At 61.4% G+C, this 17,208-nt stretch carries 13 protein-coding genes; 11 read left to right on the top strand and 2 right to left on the bottom strand.

What is annotated here, in order from left to right:
- Positions 1 to 26 precede the first annotated feature (26 nt).
- Positions 27 to 1,409 carry a ClcB-like voltage-gated chloride channel protein gene (locus tag JL37_RS05860; protein WP_043542603.1) on the bottom strand — a complete coding sequence of 461 codons (1,383 nt, stop codon included), beginning with the start codon at positions 1,407 to 1,409 and terminating at the stop codon, positions 27 to 29.
- Between the two features lie 489 nt (positions 1,410 to 1,898).
- Between JL37_RS05860 and JL37_RS05855 the strand changes: the two genes are divergently transcribed.
- The 5 genes from JL37_RS05855 to JL37_RS05835 all read left to right on the top strand — a co-directional run bounded on the left by JL37_RS05855 (position 1,899) and on the right by JL37_RS05835 (position 7,228).
- A complete protein-coding gene (locus JL37_RS05855) occupies positions 1,899 to 2,576 on the top strand; it encodes a response regulator (RefSeq protein ID WP_043542602.1) in 678 nt (225 codons plus the stop codon).
- The gene (locus tag JL37_RS05850; protein ID WP_156124229.1) at positions 2,566 to 4,038 is read left to right on the top strand and encodes a sensor histidine kinase; all 1,473 of its coding nucleotides are present in this window, start codon (positions 2,566 to 2,568) and stop codon (positions 4,036 to 4,038) included. Before JL37_RS05855 ends, JL37_RS05850 begins: the two co-directional genes overlap by 11 nt.
- A 117-nt stretch (positions 4,039 to 4,155) precedes the next feature.
- Positions 4,156 to 5,154 (top strand): tripartite tricarboxylate transporter substrate binding protein, encoded by a 999-nt coding sequence (locus JL37_RS05845; protein ID WP_043542600.1) that lies wholly within the window; start codon positions 4,156 to 4,158, stop codon positions 5,152 to 5,154.
- Positions 5,155 to 5,267: 113 nt separating this feature from the next.
- Complete coding sequence (locus JL37_RS05840; protein ID WP_043542599.1) at positions 5,268 to 5,705, top strand: tripartite tricarboxylate transporter TctB family protein; 438 nt, start codon at positions 5,268 to 5,270, stop codon at positions 5,703 to 5,705.
- The gene (locus JL37_RS05835; protein WP_043542598.1) at positions 5,702 to 7,228 is read left to right on the top strand and encodes a tripartite tricarboxylate transporter permease; all 1,527 of its coding nucleotides are present in this window, start codon (positions 5,702 to 5,704) and stop codon (positions 7,226 to 7,228) included. Before JL37_RS05840 ends, JL37_RS05835 begins: the two co-directional genes overlap by 4 nt.
- Before the next feature lie 150 nt (positions 7,229 to 7,378).
- Here the strand turns inward: JL37_RS05835 and JL37_RS05830 are convergent, their stop codons facing one another.
- Entirely contained in the window at positions 7,379 to 8,545 is a 1,167-nt protein-coding gene (locus JL37_RS05830; RefSeq protein ID WP_043542597.1) for a pyridoxal phosphate-dependent aminotransferase, read from the bottom strand.
- Between the two features lie 113 nt (positions 8,546 to 8,658).
- Between JL37_RS05830 and JL37_RS05825 the strand changes: the two genes are divergently transcribed.
- The 6 genes from JL37_RS05825 to JL37_RS05800 all read left to right on the top strand — a co-directional run bounded on the left by JL37_RS05825 (position 8,659) and on the right by JL37_RS05800 (position 17,191).
- A complete protein-coding gene (locus tag JL37_RS05825; RefSeq protein WP_043542596.1) occupies positions 8,659 to 9,693 on the top strand; it encodes an AbrB family transcriptional regulator in 1,035 nt (344 codons plus the stop codon).
- Between the two features lie 233 nt (positions 9,694 to 9,926).
- Positions 9,927 to 10,133 carry a cold-shock protein gene (locus tag JL37_RS05820; RefSeq protein ID WP_006216596.1) on the top strand — a complete coding sequence of 69 codons (207 nt, stop codon included), beginning with the start codon at positions 9,927 to 9,929 and terminating at the stop codon, positions 10,131 to 10,133.
- 2,716 nt (positions 10,134 to 12,849) lie between these two features.
- Complete coding sequence (gene mnmG / locus JL37_RS05815; RefSeq protein WP_043542595.1) at positions 12,850 to 14,769, top strand: tRNA uridine-5-carboxymethylaminomethyl(34) synthesis enzyme MnmG; 1,920 nt, start codon at positions 12,850 to 12,852, stop codon at positions 14,767 to 14,769.
- A 116-nt stretch (positions 14,770 to 14,885) separates the two neighbouring features.
- On the top strand, positions 14,886 to 15,560 hold the full coding sequence (rsmG, locus tag JL37_RS05810; RefSeq protein ID WP_043542594.1) for a 16S rRNA (guanine(527)-N(7))-methyltransferase RsmG: 675 nt from the start codon (positions 14,886 to 14,888) through the stop codon (positions 15,558 to 15,560).
- A complete protein-coding gene (locus tag JL37_RS05805) occupies positions 15,557 to 16,357 on the top strand; it encodes a ParA family protein (RefSeq protein WP_043542593.1) in 801 nt (266 codons plus the stop codon). Before rsmG ends, JL37_RS05805 begins: the two co-directional genes overlap by 4 nt.
- Before the next feature lie 9 nt (positions 16,358 to 16,366).
- A complete protein-coding gene (locus JL37_RS05800) occupies positions 16,367 to 17,191 on the top strand; it encodes a GNAT family N-acetyltransferase (RefSeq protein ID WP_043542591.1) in 825 nt (274 codons plus the stop codon).
- The last annotated feature ends 17 nt before the right edge of the window (positions 17,192 to 17,208 follow it).

The following is a 17,208-nucleotide window of genomic DNA, read 5'->3' as shown; positions in this document are numbered from 1 at the left end:
CTAAAATACGAGCATTTACTCGTAAATCACGACTCGGGCTTATCTCCTTCTTGAACGTGGGACACCGCCATTCGCGCGCGCCGGTTGCTGGCCAATGATTTCGCGTAGACGGAATCGGGCCGGATATGATGCGCGATTACATAGCCAGTGACGCATGCCAGCATGAGCGGCAGCATGACCTCATAGCTTAGAGTCATCTCGAATATCATCAAGATCGACATCAGCGGCGCATACGTCGTGGCCGCCAGCAGCGCCCCCATGCCGACGATCGCATAACTCGAAACCGCCGACAGATCGCCGGCGGGAAACAGGGCTTGCAAGCCCGTGCCATACAGGGCGCCCAGCGCCGCCCCGACGAACAGCGTGGGCGTGAACACGCCTCCCACTGCTCCCGACCCCACACTGGCCGCGGTCGCCAACGTCTTGAGCAACAGGATGGCGGCGACTGCCTGCCAGGCCCACTGCGTATGCAGCAAGCTGTTGACCACGCTGTATCCATTTCCCCAGACCTCGGGGTTCACCACCGACAGCGCGCCCACGATCAGGCCGCCAAGCGCCATCCTTGCCCACAAAGGAAAAGGCAGGCGTCCGAACGCGCTGCGCGCCACGTCCAGGAAGCGAAGAAATTGCGGCGCCGCCAGGCCGGCGATCAGGCCCAACCCCAGATAGTTGATGACTTCCCAGCCCGACACGAAATCGAAGGGCGGCATGTGGAACACCGCGTCGTAGTGCAGGATCTGGCGCGTCACGATGTTGGCCACGACCGACGAAACGACCAGCGGCACCAGCGTGGCGGACGCGATGGCGCCATAGACGATCTCGGAAATGAACAGCGCGCCGGCGATCGGCGCGTTATAGGCGGACGTGATGCCCGCGGTGGCGCCGCAGGCCACCAATAGCCTCAGATGCCTGGGCGGCAGCACCAGGTATCGCCCCGTCAAAGAAGACAGCATCGCGGCCAACTGCACCATGGGACCTTCGCGGCCGATGGAAGCGCCGGACCCGATGGAAAAAATGGATGATAGGCTGCGGGCGACCGTCTGGCGGAATCCGATGATGCCGCGGCCCACCGATATCGCCTCCATGTAGTCCGCCGCGCCGCGCTTGGGCAGCCGCTTCGCGGCCAGCTGCAGGATCGCGCCTGCGATCGCCCCGCCGATGGCGGGCATCAGAAACCGCTGCCAAGGGCTTAGTCCCCGGGCCAGCGACACCATGCCGTGGGGAACATCCCCGCCGCCGAGCAATATCTGGGTCCAGCCCAGCAATTCACGAAAAACGACAGTGGCCAAGGCGCCAAACAGGCCCATCAACGCCGCCGCGCACACGGTAGCCGGCAGATTGTCAGCCAGCAAACGGCTTCTCAGCCAGGTCGCCCAGCCGGAATTCTTGATTCTGATTTCTCTCGCCATGGCGCGATTCTACGGCGAAAGCTGCTCATTTTTTGTTCAGTCCCCTGTAAAGAAAGCGCGGATGCCTCCCCCCGAATCCCCGGTTTCGATGTCGGCTTGCAGGGCCGTTTTGGGGCCTTGGGAGGGCCAAAACGCGGGGGTGCGAAGCGGCGTTTTTCGGGGTAAAAGTGCCAGTTTTGCAGCCTCGATCCGGAAAGAGGCCTGTGGATAACTCCTAAGGCGGCTGGTTGTGCACATTTTGTGGAGGCAAGTTGAACAAGCGGGGGTTTCGGACAGGGTCCAAAATCTTGTCCAACTTCAGCTTTTTTCCCGCACAGAGTTCTTGCACAGGCAAAAACGGCTCCAAGTGGATGAAAAAAAACAGGTTTTCAAGGTTAAGGTAGTTATCCACAGGCCTTATTAATCATTAGTCTTTATATAAAGAGAAATAAAGGAAAAGCCAAACATGTCTTCCCATTCCGCCCAGCCATCCCCCCCCGGACTCCGTCCATGCGCATCCTTCTGATAGAAGACGAAGCCGAACTTGCCCGCTGGCTTTCAAGAAGCCTGGCCAGGCATGCCGGTTTCGTTGTCGAGTGGGCTGATGACGGACTGGTTGCCGAACGAAGACTGGCAATCGAGGAATTCGATGCCGTCATCCTGGATCTCGGACTTCCGGGCATGGATGGGCATACCTTGCTGGCGAAGATTCGCGCGCGGGACGACCGTACGCCGGTGCTCGTCTTGACCGCGCGCGATTCGCTGGCCGAAAAAATCGGAACCCTCCACCAGGGAGCGGACGATTTCCTGCCAAAACCGTTTGTTGTGGAAGAGTTGGAAGCACGATTGATCGCACTCATCCGACGCAGCCGCGGGCGTGAACACCCGCGCCTCACCCTGGGGAACCTCGTTTTCGAGACTTCAGCCCAGAAATTCACCGTCGGCGGACAGCCCCTGCAGTTATCCCCACGTGAACATTCGGTGCTTCGAGTGCTGATCCAGAAAAGCGGCGAACCCATCAACAAGCAGCAGATCCTGGACCGCATCGTCACCGACGATGAAGACATCAACCTGGAAGCCATCGAGGTCCTGGTGCACCGGCTGCGCAAGAAATTGGCGGACACCGGTGTGCAGATCGTGACCATGCGGGGCATGGGCTACTGCCTGGAGAACGTTGTTGACAACTAGAAGTCCGCGAAAAACCAGGCAAAAACGGACGCGCACCCTCAAAGCCCAGTTGCTCTGGTGGCTGATTCCGACACTGGTGCTGGTGATGATGGGCGCGCTTTGGCTATCCAACCATCAGCTGCGAAACCAGGTCGACATTGCGTACGACCGGTCGCTCTCTGGAGCGCTTCGCGCGATCGACCACAACATATCCACAGCCAGCGGTGGATTAGCCATGGAGCAGCCATACCTGATGCTGGAATTTTTCGAGCTGACGGCCAACGGCAGCGTTTTCTACCGTGTGGCGACCGAAGATGGGCTGGCTGAAATCGGGCATCCCGACCTGCCCATGCCGCAAGACCCCCTGGTATCGGGCGAGCCTCGTTTTTTCTACGCGACCTACCAGGGGACCCCGGTCCGCGTCGCCGCGCTGGCGCGCCCCATGGACCCGCCCCTGTACGCGAATAAAGGGGGACGGGTTGTTGTCCAGGTAGCGGAAGGCCTGGACACCCGGCAGGCGTTCCTGCACCAGGTCCTGGTGCGCTCCGTGGAGCGGGACCTTGCCGTCATTCTCATCAGCGTCCTGGTGATCATCCTGGGGGTTTTCATGGCCCTGCGGCCGCTGGCTCGATTGCGGCAAGAGGTGGAAGGGCGTTCTGCAGACGATTTGAGCCCCGTCAGCGCGTCGGACATGCCCAGGGAGGTCCTACCCCTGGTTGCCGCGGTAAACCTCCACATGGCCCGTTTTGCGGCTCAGGCGAGGGTCCAGAGCCAGTTCCTGGACGACGCATCGCACCAGTTGCGCACCCCGCTGTCGGTTTTGCGCACCCAGACGGCCTATGCCCTGCGCGAAACAGACCCTCAGGAGGTCCGTACAGCCCTTCTGGCGATGCAGGAAGGCCTGGACAGGGCCGTACGCACCACCAACCAGATGCTGGCCCTGGCGCGCGCTAAAGACGCCTCCCTGGCCGAAGGGGGGTTTGTCCTCGAATCCGTTGACCTGGTGGATCTGGCCGACGGCGTCATCCGCAGCCAGCTTCCCACCGCCCGCGTCCGCCAGCTGGACATCGGCCTGGAGGCAGGGCAGCGGCCCGTCGTCGTGCAGGGCGCCGACTGGTTGCTGCGCGAGGCCGTCAGCAACCTGGTGGACAACGCAATCCGGTATACCTCGCCCACGGGGGAAGTCACTGTACGGATCGAGGCGGATGCCGGGCAGGCCAGGCTGGTCGTGGAAGACAGCGGGCCGGGAATGTCCGCCGAGGATATCGCCCGCGCCTGCATCCGCTTCCGCCGGGGGGCGGCCGGCAAGAACAAACCGGGCGCTGGGCTGGGTCTGGCCATCGTCGGCACTATTGCCGAGCTTCTCGGCGCCAGGCTCGTCCTGGAAAACCGGGCGCCGTTGCCCGGCTTGCGGGCCGCCCTGGTGTTTACCCTCGGACAGGGCCCGGATGCTGCGCTGCGCCACGAAAACGGCGGTTTTTGAAAGGTATTGGAAAGCTTCGATTTTGTACGGTTGCGTGCACTGGGGCAGCCAGCGCGGAAAATCGCCACGGCGGGGCTTCCAGCCATACCTAGACCTATAAATCTCGGAGACGCAAGAATGCAGACGAGTCTGAAGCTGCGCCTGGCCGCCATCGCGGCGCTTGGCGCGATTACCCTCTCCCTGGGCGCAGCCCAAGCCGCCGAAGAGCCCCGCCGTCCGGAATGCATCGCGCCGGCGCAGCCCGGGGGCGGTTTCGACCTGACCTGCCGCCTGGCCACCGAGGGCCTGAAGCAAAGCGGCGCGCTCAAGAGCGCCATGCGCATCGTCTACATGCCCGGCGGCATCGGCGCCGTGGCCTACAACAACATCGTCGCCCAGCACCCCAACGAGCCGGGTACCATCGTGGCGTTCTCGGGCGGCTCTCTGCTGAACCTGGCCCAGGGCAAGTTTGGCAAGTACAACGTCAATGACGTGCGCTGGCTGTCCGCGATCGGCACGGACTACGGCGTCGCGGTGGTTCGCAACGATTCCCCGTACACGGATCTGAAGAGCCTGATGGAGGCCTTCAAGCAGGATCCGACCAAGATCGTGCTGGGCGCCGGCGGCACCGTGGGCAGCCAGGACTGGATGAAGGCCGCGCTGACCGCCAAGGCCGCGGGCGTGGATTTCAAGAAGATGCGCTTCGTGGCGTTTGAAGGCGGCGGCGAAGCCGTGACGGCTTTGCGCGGCGGCCATATCCAGGCCTACATGGGCGATGCGGCGGAAGCCTTCACCATGCTGGAAGGCGGCGCGCCGATCCGCGTGCTGGCCGTGTTCAACGACCAGCGCCTGCCGGGCAAGCTCGGCACCGTGCCCACCGCCAAGGAACAGGGCTACGACATCGTCTGGCCCATCATCCGCGGCTTCTACGTCGGCCCCAAGGTGTCGGACAGCGACTACCAGTTCTGGGTCGACGCCTTCAACAAGACCATGGCTTCGCCCGAGTTCGACAAGCTGCGCCAGCAGCAGGGTCTGTTTCCGTTCAACAAGACAGGCCCCGAACTGGACGCCTACGTGAAGGACCAGGTCAAACGGTACGGCGAACTGGCTGATTCCTTCGGTCTGGTCAAGAAGTAAGCACCAGGCCATTCCTCCCGGCATCGCGCCCGCCAGGGCTTTCCCGCCGCGGTTTTTCCGCGGCGGCGGGAGAGGCTGCGCCGCGCGATGCGACTACAACGGAAAAAGTGATCATGAACGATCGATTATTGGGACTGGCGGCGTTGGCGCTTTCCGCCTTCATGACCGCGGCGGGATGGGGGATCGAAGCCCCGTTCGCTTACGAGCCCGTGGGGCCGCGCGCATTTCCCCTGCTGCTTGCGCTGATCATCGGGCTGTGCGGCCTGTGGCTGGTCTACAAGGGCGGCAACGCAGTCGAGGCCAATCCGCCCGGCGCCAATGGCCGCATCGCGCTGATGGTGGTGTTCGCCGCCGCTTATGCCTTCCTGTTCCAGTGGCTGGGCTTCGTGATAGCCACGTCGCTGATGACGGTATTCGTCGGGCGCCTGTTCGGGGGTGGCTGGCTCAAATGCGCCATCGGCGGCGTCGTCATGAGCATTTTCTTTTTCGTGCTGTTCGACAAAGTGCTGGACGTCGTCCTGCCGGGCGGATTGCTGGAGAGCCTGATATGAGCGCCATACTCGATCACTTGACCATAGGCTTCGGCGTCGCCTTCTCGGTGACGAACCTGCTGGTGGCCGCCATCGGATCCTTCTTCGGCACGATGGTGGGCGTGCTGCCGGGGCTGGGGCCCATCAATGGCGTGGCGATGCTGATACCGATCGCCTTCGCCATGAACCTGCCGCCGGAAACGGCGCTGATCCTGCTGGCGGCGGTGTATGTGGGCGCCGAGTACGGCGGGCGCATTACTTCCATCCTGCTCAACGTGCCGGGAGAAGCCAGCGCCATCATGACGACGCTGGATGGCTACCCCCTGGCGCGGCAGGGCCTGGCCAACGTGGCCTTGTCGCTGTCTGCGTGGTCGGCCTTCTTCGGCGCCATCGTGTCGGTGGTCGGCATCATCCTGCTGGCGCCGCTCCTGGCGAAATGGGCGCTCGCATTCGGCCCCGCCGAGTACTTCGTACTGATGGTATTCGCGTTCTGCTGCCTGACCAGCCTGCTCGGAAAGCAGCCCGTCAAGGGCGTGCTGGCGGCGATGATCGGCCTGTCGATTTCGGTGGTGGGCGTGGATGCGAACTCGGGCGTATACCGCTATACCTTCGAATCGGTGCATCTGGCCGACGGCATTGATTTCGTGGTCGTGGTGATCGCGCTGTTCGCGGTCAGCGAAATGCTGGAAATGCTGGAAAAAGTGATGGCGGGCCATAGCGTGGAGGTCAAGCCCAGCGGGCGCAAGCTGTTCAACCTGAAAGAGCTCGCCTTCACGTGGTGGAGCGTGGTGCGCAGCGCGTTCGTCGGCTTCGGCGTCGGTGTGCTGCCCGGCGCGGGAGCCAGCGTGGCCGCGGCTGTCGCGTACTCGCAGGAGAAGCGCATCATCGAGGCGAAGGATCCGGAGGCGAAGTTCGGCAAAGGCGATATGCGGGGCCTCGTGGCGCCCGAGGCCGCCGCTACCGCATCGGCAATCGGCTCTTTTGTTCCGATGCTGACGCTGGGCGTTCCTGGTTCGGGCACCACCGCGGTGATGATGGGCGCGTTGACGCTCTACAACATCACACCGGGCCCCGTCCTGTTCGATTCCAAGCCCGATCTGGTGTGGGGGCTGATCGCCTCGCTGTTCGTCGCCAACGTGCTGCTGTTCATCATGAACGTGCCGCTGGTCCGCCTGTTCTCCAAGGTGTTGTCGGTGCCGGGATGGCTGATGGTGCCTGGCATTCTCTGCATCAGCTATATCGGCGTGTACGCGATCAATGCGGGCACGTTCGATCTGTTGCTGGTCGCGGGCCTTGGCACGCTGGGCTACTTCCTGCGCAAACTGGGGGTGCCGATGGCCCCATTGGTATTGGGGGTGGTGCTGGGAGACATGATGGAACAAAACTTGCGCCGAGCCTTGTCCATTACGGACGGCGACGTGAGCGTGTTGTTCGCCAGCCCCGTCGCTATCGGTTTGTGGGCGGGGGCGGCCGCGGTCGTTATCGTGCCGCAGATCATGCGCCGGATGCGCGCAGCAAGAAAGGTTGCCGCCGATCCGGCCTGATTCGAAGCCGGGGCGTTCGCCAGGCTGTTTGGCGAATGTTCCGGATCATCGCCGGAATTGCATGGGGCGCCTCGCGGCGCCCCATTTTTCATGCATCGGAACCAGCGGAATATAAATATGAGCTTTTATTCATATTCATGATTCGTCCGGTCAGACTTGGGCCAGGCGTTCCAGCGCGGTATCGAGGGTGGCGTCCTTTTTCGCGAAGCAGAATCGCACGATGCGGTGATTGGATTCGGGCGCATCGGGTTGGCGGTAGAAAGCGGATACCGGGATGACGGTGACGCCGTGCTTAATGGTCAGGTCGCGTGCGAAATCGGCCTCGCTCTGCTTGGAAATATCGCTGTAGTCAGCGAGCAGGAAGAACGTGCCGGGGCTGGGAAGAGGGCGGAAACGAGTCTTTTCCAGGCCCCGTGAGAGGCGGTCGCGCTTGGCCTGGTAGAAGGCCGGGAGATCCAGGTAGGGCTTGGGGTTGAGCATGAATTCGGCCAGCGCGAACTGCATGGGCGAAGGCACGGTGAACACCATGAACTGATGCACCTTGCGCAGTTCGGCGCTGAGCTGGCGCGGAGCGCAGCAATAGCCGATCTTCCAGCCGGTGGTGTGATAGGTCTTGCCGAAGGACGAGATCACGAACGCATGCTCGGCCAGCAGCGGACGGCGCGCGACGCTGGCATGCGGCTTTCCATCGAACACGATGTGTTCGTAGACCTCGTCGGAAACCAGCAGCACGCCTGTGTCGCGCACAATGGCTTCCAGGGCGTCGAGATCGCTGTCGTCGAGCACGGCGCCGGTGGGGTTGTGCGGGAAGTTCAGCATCAACAGGCGCGTTTTCGACGTGATGGCGTCGCGCACGCGCTGCCAGTCGATGCGGTAGTAGGGATCGCCTTCGATCGGCGCGCGCAGCGGCACGGGCACCGCCGTGCCGCCCGCCAGGCGAATCGCCGGCAGGTAGGAGTCGTAGCAAGGTTCGATGACGACGACCTCGTCGCCGCTGCCGACGGCGGCAAGCACCGTGGCCATCAGTGCTTCGGTTGCGCCACTGGTGACGGTGATCTCGGTTTCCGGATCATAGGCATGGCCGTAGAGTTCGCGCGTCTTGGCGGCGATGGCCTCGCGCAGCGGAGCCACGCCAGGCATGTAGGGGTATTGGTTGTGGCCGTCGGCCATGGCCTTGGCAACGAGCGCGCACAGGGCAGGGTCGGGATCGAAGTCCGGAAACCCCTGGCCCAGGTTGATGGCCTTGTGTTCGATGGCCAGGCGGCTCATCACGGTAAAAATGGTGGTGCCAACGTCAGGAAGTTTGGATCGGATCATGGTGAACGGGGTAGTGGACGCTGCTAGCAGAGAGAGTTTTCGTAAGTATCCCACTAACTCATAATTCGGTTTTCTCATGAGCTCAAGGCGCGGAAGGGGACGTGGTGGGGAATATGCTGTTGAGGGTGCTGGGCGGGTTTGCGATTGCGCTGACAGGGGCCTTGCTGGCGGTATGGGCGCATATTCCTTTGCCCTGGATGCTGGGCGCGCTATTGCTGACTGCCGCTACGCGGATCGCAGGCCTGGGCACGGCTTGCCCCAGGCCGGCACGCAACGGCGGACAATGGGTCATCGGAACATCGCTGGGCCTTTATTTCACGCCGCAGGTGATCGGACACATCGGCAGCAACGCGGGGCCCATCATCGTGGGCATGCTGTTCGCGCTGGGGTTGGCGTTCATGGGCACCGCTATCCTGCGCCGCTACGCGGACGTGGATTTCAAGACCGCCTGGTTCTCGTCCGCGATCGGGGGCGCAAGCGAGATGGCCAACCTGGCCGAGCGCCACGGCGCGCGCATCGATCGCGTGGCGACGGCGCATAGCGTGCGCGTGCTGCTGGTCGTGGTCACGGTGCCATTCATTTTCCAGTGGTGGGGCGTCGCGGGGCTGGATCCGACCGTGCCGGGGCCGCGCGAAGTCCATGGCGCGGGCCTGGCCTTGCTGGTGGCGCTCACGAGCATAGGCGGAGCGGCCTTCATGAAGCTGCGCCTGCCCAACCCCTGGGTGCTGGGCCCGATGCTTGTCGCCATGATGTTGACGGCGTCCGGCATCGAATTGTCGGCGTTGCCGGACTATGTGCCCAAGATCGGGCAGCTGTTCATCGGTTGGTCATTGGGAGACCGCTATCGGCCCGACTTTTTCAGGGCGGCTCCACGCTTCATTGCCGCGGTGGCGGGGTTCACCATTACCGCGCTGGCGCTTGCGTTCGGTCTTGGAGCCTTGCTGTCCTTGTGGTCGGCGGCGCCCATTCCAACCTTGATCCTGGGCACCACGCCGGGAGGCATTGCGGAAATGGCGATCACCGCCAAAGTGCTGCAGCTGGGCGTGCCGGTGGTCACGGCGTTTCATGTAACCCGGATGGTATTCGTCGTGATTGTTACCGGCCCGCTGTACGCGTTCCTGGCCCCGCGGCAGGCCGATTCGGTGTGAATCGGACCCGTTCCAGTCTGAAAAATACGACATTGGGGAAAACAACTATATGAGTCTGTAATGTGTGGTGAGTATGCTGATCAGGCAGTTGATTCAAGCAGCGCGCGGACTCGTTCTGCAGCTTGGCGGCAAGCGGGAACGCAGCAGCAACGCAGGTGTCACTACCGGTCGTTCAGTTCTCACGGCGTCCTTGATTCATTGCATTTCGAGTTAATTACAGGACGCTAGAAAAAATGGCTCAGAAGGGCAAAGTTAAGTGGTTCAACGCTGACAAGGGTTACGGTTTCATCACTCCGGACGTTGGCGGGACCGATGTTTTCGCACACTTTTCCGCCATCCAGGGCCGCGGCTATCGCAGCCTGAACGAAGGCCAGGAAGTCGAATTCGAAGTTAAGGATGGTCCGAAAGGACCTCAAGCGGCCGAAATTCGCCCGCTCTAAATCGGGAAATCCCAATTTCCCGTCCGCCAGGTTCGGCCTGGCTGCAACGCCCCAAGACCTCCGGGTCTGGGGCGTTGTTTCATTTTGGAGCCCTGTCTTTCCGGCAGCGCTCTTTCAATGTTAGTAATTACTAACATATTCTCGACCCGTGGATAAGTTTGTGGATAATTATTTTCGGGCATGAGTATTTTCGTGCTCAGTAATGAAGCAGCCCGGTCGACTTGGCCGGGGTTTTGCACAGTTATCCCAGTTTTCACGAGTATCCGGTAACGCGGCGCCGGCCGTCGCGGCAAGTTTGCCGCTTTTGTCATACTGAAGAGAAAACGGGATTTTTCCCTAGCAAATACATGCGCTTGGCCTTGTTTCGGCGCAAATGCGCGGCATGGCCATGGCTGTCGCGCGCGACTTTTCTATTTGGTCTGGCCTTTTTCAGGGGCTGCGCGAGGGTGGTTGTTCACAAAGATATCCCCATCCCGGTTATGCACAGAATTACTCCTTTTGGCTTGTCGAAGCGAGGTTCGCGCCTGTGGATATAAATGGGGATAGGAGGGCCTGGCTCAGACTTTCGGGTAGCGTTGCTGGAATTCTCGGGAAGGACCGCCAGTATGGCGAGGCGGCTCTTTGGCCACGTCTACGGGTTTTCCACAGCATGCGGAAGATAAGCTGGATATCAACCAAATGGATGATGGTGCCGCAGCTGACAGATGGGCAAGATAATTGCTTGGTCAATGAATCTTGCTGCGCCGGCCTCCACGTACTCGGCAAGCTCGCGGGATAAATATCGCGCGCTTGGATAACAATGGGGATAAGTCAGCGATGAGTGATGCGCAGCGCAAGGCGATTTTGACCCGAGGATCGGAGCTTGGTTCCCGCATGGTTTGATGCTGCGGGCGGACGCAATCGTGGCGCGATGCCGGCTCTCCGGCTTCATCTTATCCACAAAGTTTTCCACGGCGGCCCGTGACCTTCGCGTACCGTGAAGGCGTCGCTTCCTGAGAATCTTTTTCCCTTTGGCCCTGCAAGAACAGGTTGCTCTCATAGGGAAGATGTTGCGCATTTGTGCTTTTTCATGGATCTGGGTCTTTTGCACTCACATGCAGCATCGTGGCTCGGATCGTCGCCGCTTTCCTCCCTTCTTCCGACTTATCCCCAGACTTGTTCCACGTGAAACGCCCGGGCTGGGCAATCGGGAATAGAGGTGTTTGTTGATAACTCTGTTATGAACTCAATGGACATCTGAGGTTGGTTTTTTTGAGTGTAGGTTTCGCGCGAGGCGAATTGCAGAACCTCGCTCATGTATAGCTCCGGTTGCCCAGCCGGCCATGTTGTTGCGTGATGGAGTGCCGTTGCTAGGGGTGGCGCATATTTGAAAAGTTACGCAGCTGGAAGTGACTCTGTTCGGCGCCGAACGGGCGGCGTTCTTTTCGATGCATTGAATTTATCCCTGCCGCTCAACAAGTTATGGACGGTAAACCGGCGTTTTCTTTGCTGCGATTATTTGAAGGTATTGATCCTGTTTCACGTGAAACTCCAAAAATGATGCACTTTTTGGGGGTAGGGGTAGGGTAGGGTCAAAAACATTCAAATTTTTGTGGCGCCAGGCTGATTTTTGATTCAGAACAAGCAATTCGCCAGATCGCCTGGCATGACGTCTGGCAACTCGAGCGTTTGGCCAGTCCTTCGCTTCCGATCGGTTTCACGTGGAACATTGAGTGATCCGTGGCTTGCCTTATCAGTTCTCCCAGTTGCTCTTCGCGGAGTTTAGCGTGAGCAGCTCGAATAATATGAGCAGCCTTTGCGCGCTATGGGTGTTTCACGTGAAACATTGATGGCGCCGCATCAATGGGATAGCCCACATAGGCCAGTTTGTTTTCGAATATTGAAGCCTGTGCATCCGCGACGTTGCCTCTCAGGTGCGTATGTAGCGGTTGCCGAAGAGCGTTCGCCCGTATTTATGGTCTATGTTTCACGTGAGACATAGACCACTTCAGGCGTCGTCAAGCGAGACCGGGGGGTACTGCCAGTGGACATGCGTTAGCGAAGCTCGGTCCTGGCGGTGAATGGCACTAGCGCTCTGGTCTGTATCGATTACAGGTAAATGGGATGTTTCACGTGGAACATCGACGGACTGATTCCCGCCAAGCCAATACTTGAATGGCTACGCTTACCGTCAGAAGGCGGCTAGGAATATGACCGGCCAATAATAGTAGGCATAGGCGACCCAGCCCTAAGCCTACGCACGGCATATCAGTCAATTTGATGTTTCACGTGGAACATGTGGTGCATCCTTCTGGCAACGAGGTAGGGCCAGTCCGTGGGGTGCCACTAGCAGTCGGGCAGGAATTTCCTCCCCACAATGCCTAGGTGCTTTCGCAGGTGGACATGTTCCACGTGAAACAGAGACGGAAAGTCCATCGATGAGGGCCAAGGTCAGGGATTGGGCATAGCGAAAGGATGCAAACCCGAATCCTCATGCTCTCCATGAGTTATCGTAGCTCCCCAAAGAGCCTGTCGGAGGCCCCTGTTTCACGTGGAACAAATCGTAGAAACACCGGCAAATGCCGACATATTGTGCGGCCTTGACGACGCGCCGTTGCCATTTGCCTACGGCTCAAGCCACCCGGACGCCTCCATTGCTGCACCGAAACATGTTTCACGTGAAACATGCAATCGCTGCCTCTATAATGAGCACCGAACGCTCTCTTACCTCCCCATCATGGACTATCCCCGCGCATTCGATGTCATCGTCGTCGGCGGCGGCCACGCCGGCACTGAAGCCGCATTGGCTGCCGCACGCACTGGCGCCCAGACGCTGCTGCTGACGCACAACATCGAAACCCTAGGTCAAATGTCTTGCAATCCCTCCATCGGAGGAATCGGCAAGGGTCATCTCGTCAAAGAAGTCGACGCCCTGGGCGGCGCAATGGCTTTGGCCACCGACGAGTCGGGGATCCAGTTCCGCATCCTGAACGGATCGAAGGGCCCGGCCGTACGTGCGACCCGAGCGCAAGCCGACCGCGTGCTGTACCGGAAGGCGATCCGCGGCCGTCTGGAGAACCAGCCGAATCTCTGGCTGTTCCAGCAGGCCGTCGAAGACCTGATGGTGGAAGGCGATCGCGTTGTGGGCGCCGTCACCCAGATCGGGCTCAAGTTCCGAGCGAAGACGGTGGTGCTGACCGCCGGCACCTTCCTCAATGGCCTGATTCACGTGGGCCTGCAGAATTATTCCGGCGGCCGGGCAGGGGATCCTCCCGCGATCTCTCTCGGGCAGCGTTTGAAAGAACTCAAACTGCCGCAGGGACGCCTGAAGACGGGGACGCCTCCCCGCATCGACGGACGCTCCATCAACTACGGCGTGCTGGAAGAGCAGCCGGGTGACCTGGATCCCATCCCCGTGTTCTCGTACCTGGGCAATGTGGCGATGCATCCGCGGCAGCTGCCCTGCTGGATCACCCATACCAACGCCCGCACGCACGACATCATTCGCGGCGGCCTGGACCGCTCGCCGATGTATAGCGGAGTGATCGAAGGGGTGGGGCCGCGCTACTGCCCATCCATCGAAGATAAGATCCACCGTTTTGCGGATAAGCAGTCGCACCAGGTCTTCCTGGAACCCGAAGGCCTGGATACGCATGAGGTCTATCCGAATGGTGTTTCGACCAGCCTGCCGTTCGATGTGCAGCTGGAGTTGATCCATTCCTTGCCCGGCCTGGAGAACGCACACATCCTGCGACCGGGCTACGCCATCGAATACGATTACTTCGATCCACGTGGATTGAAGAGCACGCTCGAGACCAAGGCGATCGAGGGCCTGTTCTTCGCAGGCCAGATCAATGGCACGACGGGTTACGAAGAAGCCGCGGCCCAAGGCCTGCTGGCGGGCACCAATGCGGCGCTCCTGTCACTGGACCGCGAGCAATGGACACCGCGCAGGGACGAAGCCTATCTGGGCGTGCTGGTGGACGACCTGGTCACGCGTGGAGTGACCGAGCCCTATCGCATGTTCACGTCGCGGGCAGAGTACCGCCTGAGCCTGCGCGAAGACAATGCCGATCTGCGCTTGACGGAAATCGGCCGGCGGCTCGGTATCGTCGACGACCTACGCTGGGACGCATTCAACCGCAAGCGCGACGCCGTCGCCGCCGAAGTCGAGCGCCTTAAATCTTCCTGGGTGAATCCGCGGGTGCTGCCGGCGGAAGTGGCCGAGCCGCTGTTGGGCAAGGCAATTGAACGTGAGTACTCACTAGCAGATCTGCTGAAACGGCCGAACGTCTCATATGAAGCCCTGATGGCTGCCCGCAACACGGACGGCACGCTGCTCGCGGGCCCCGGCGTATCGGACGACGAGGTGCTCGCCGAACAGGTCGAGATCCAGGTCAAGTATGCCGGCTACATCGCGCGCCAGCAGGACGAGGTGCAAAAGCACATTGCGCACGAACAGCAGCCCATTCCCGCAGACGTCGACTACGACGCGGTTACCAGCCTGTCGTTCGAAGTGCGCCAGAAACTCAAGGCGCATCGTCCCGAGACCATAGGCCAAGCCGCCCGGATTTCCGGCGTCACGCCCGCTGCCATCTCGCTGCTCCTTATCCACTTGAAGCGCCTGCATTACGGCTCGCGCAAGCAAGCGGCATGAGCCCGCCGGGCCGCCCCAAGGGCGAATACCGTAGTGCGGAGCACGAAGGCAGCTCCATGAGCCCGCCGGGCCGCCCCAAGGGCGAATACCGTAGTGCGGAGCACGAAGGCCACTCCATGAGCGCCGGCGCCGACATGCCCGGCCGCCTCTCCCGCGCGTGCGAGCAACTCGGGCTGGACGCCGATGCCGGCGCGATGGCGAAGCTGCTGGACTATCTGTCCCAGATGCAGCGCTGGAACCGCACCTACAACCTCACGGCGATCCGCGATCCGCAGCAGATGCTGGTCCAGCACCTGTTCGACAGCCTTGCCGCCGTAGGGCCCTTCAGCGAGGCGCTGGGCGTGCCTGGCGCCGCGGCCAAGGTCTACGACGTCGGATCGGGCGGAGGCCTGCCCGGCGTCGTCCTGGCGATCATGCGGCCCGACTGGTCCGTGACCTGCGTGGACGCCGTCGAAAAGAAAACCGCATTCGTGCGCCAGATGAGCGGCGTGCTGGCCTTGCCCAACCTTCAGGCGCGGCACGCGCGCATCGAAACGCTGGCCCCCGCCGAGTGCAACATTGTCACGTCGCGAGCCTTCGCATCCTTGGACGATTTTGCTCAACTCGCAGGTCGTCACGTGCGCAACGATGGTACCCTCGTCGCCATGAAGGGCAAGCTCCCCGAGGATGAAATCCAGGCGTTGCACGCGCGCGGGGAATGGCAGGTCGACCGTATTCAGCCGCTTCATGTGCCGGAGCTGCAAGCGGAGCGCTGCCTGATCTGGATGCGCCGTAGTCAAGGAACCCTATGAAGAACATACCCCCCAGCACGACCGCCCGCGTATTCTGCATTGCCAACCAGAAGGGCGGTGTGGGCAAGACGACTACCGCCATCAATCTGGCGGCCGGCCTTGCCACGCACAATCAACGTGTGCTGCTGGTGGACCTGGACCCTCAAGGCAACGCCACGATGGGCAGCGGCATCGACAAGAACACGCTTGAATCGAACCTGTACCAGGTGCTGATCGGCGAGGCCGGCATCGAGCAGGCCCGCGTGCGTTCCGAATCGGGCGGCTACGACGTGCTGCCCGCCAACCGGGAACTCTCCGGCGCCGAGATCGACCTGGTGCAGATGGAGCAGCGCGAACGCCAGTTGAAAACGGCGATCGACACCGTTTCGGGCCAGTACGACTTCGTTCTGATCGACTGCCCGCCCACGCTGTCCCTGCTGACCCTGAACGGGCTGGCCGCCGCCCATGGCGTCATCATTCCGATGCAGTGCGAGTACTTCGCGCTGGAAGGCCTGTCCGACCTGGTCAATACCATCAAGCGCGTGCATCGCAACATCAACGACGACCTGCGCGTCATCGGCCTGCTGCGCGTGATGTTCGACCCGCGCATGACCCTGCAACAGCAAGTGTCCGCGCAGCTCGAGGCGCACTTCGGCGACAAGGTCTTCAAGACCGTCGTGCCGCGCAACGTGCGCCTGGCCGAAGCACCCAGTTACGGCATGCCCGGCGTGATCTATGACCGTGCGTCACGCGGCGCGCAGGCCTACATTTCATTTGGTGCCGAAATGATCGAGCGCGTAAAGAAGGATTTGAAGTAAGCCGTATCCATGTCCACCTCCGCGCTCTTTGCTCCGCCCCAGATGACCGCCAGCCGCACGCCGCCCGCCGACGTGCGCGATAGCCTGCGCGCGCGTCTGGAGGAGGCCGCGCTGAATGCGACGGCTGTGGGCGCGCAGGTGCTTTATGATGGCTGGCTGGTGCGTTTCGCGCACTCGTCCGCCAAGCGCGCGCGCAGCGTCAATGTGCTGGGGTTATCCACACGTACGCTGGACGAGCGGCTGGCGTATTGTTCTTCGTTGTATGCGCGCCATGGCTTGCCCATGGTGCTGCGCATTACCTCCATCGGCCCCGATTTTTTCCTCGACGCCGAGCTGGAGTCCCGCGGTTATACCTTCACCGACGAGACGCGAGTCATGTGCATGCCGCTCGCCCCCATGACTCGCGTCAGGGGCGACCTGCAATTCCTTACGGTCGATGCCAGCCGCTTTGCGGCGGCGGTTGGGGAGATGCGCGGCTCGCGGCCCGAGCACGTCGATGAACACCGGACACGCCTTCAAGGGCTGGCTGTGGATATTCTGCCGGTGCTGGCGATGGACGCCGCCGGACGGTGCGTGGCTGCGGGCCTGGCGGCCCGCGACGGGGATCTCGTGGGTCTGTTCGACATCGTCACCGATCCGGGGCAGCGGCGCAAAGGCTACGCTGGCGCCCTGGTGGAACACTTATTGGCAGAGGGCGCTACCGGCGGCGCCACGACAGCCTATTTGCAGGTTGAGCCGGAAAATTCAGCCGCGCGCGCCTTGTATGGCCGCTACGGTTTCAAAGACTGTTACGCGTATTGGTACCGCCTGCCCGCCGAGCACGCGGAAGCCTGAGCCAGGCTCGAGATACA

The organism is Achromobacter sp. RTa (genome assembly GCF_000757485.1).
In the GTDB taxonomy this organism is placed as follows: Bacteria; Pseudomonadota; Gammaproteobacteria; order Burkholderiales; family Burkholderiaceae_B; genus Achromobacter.
Note: the sequence above shows the minus strand (reverse complement) of the source record. Positions and strands in the feature narration are given on the sequence as shown.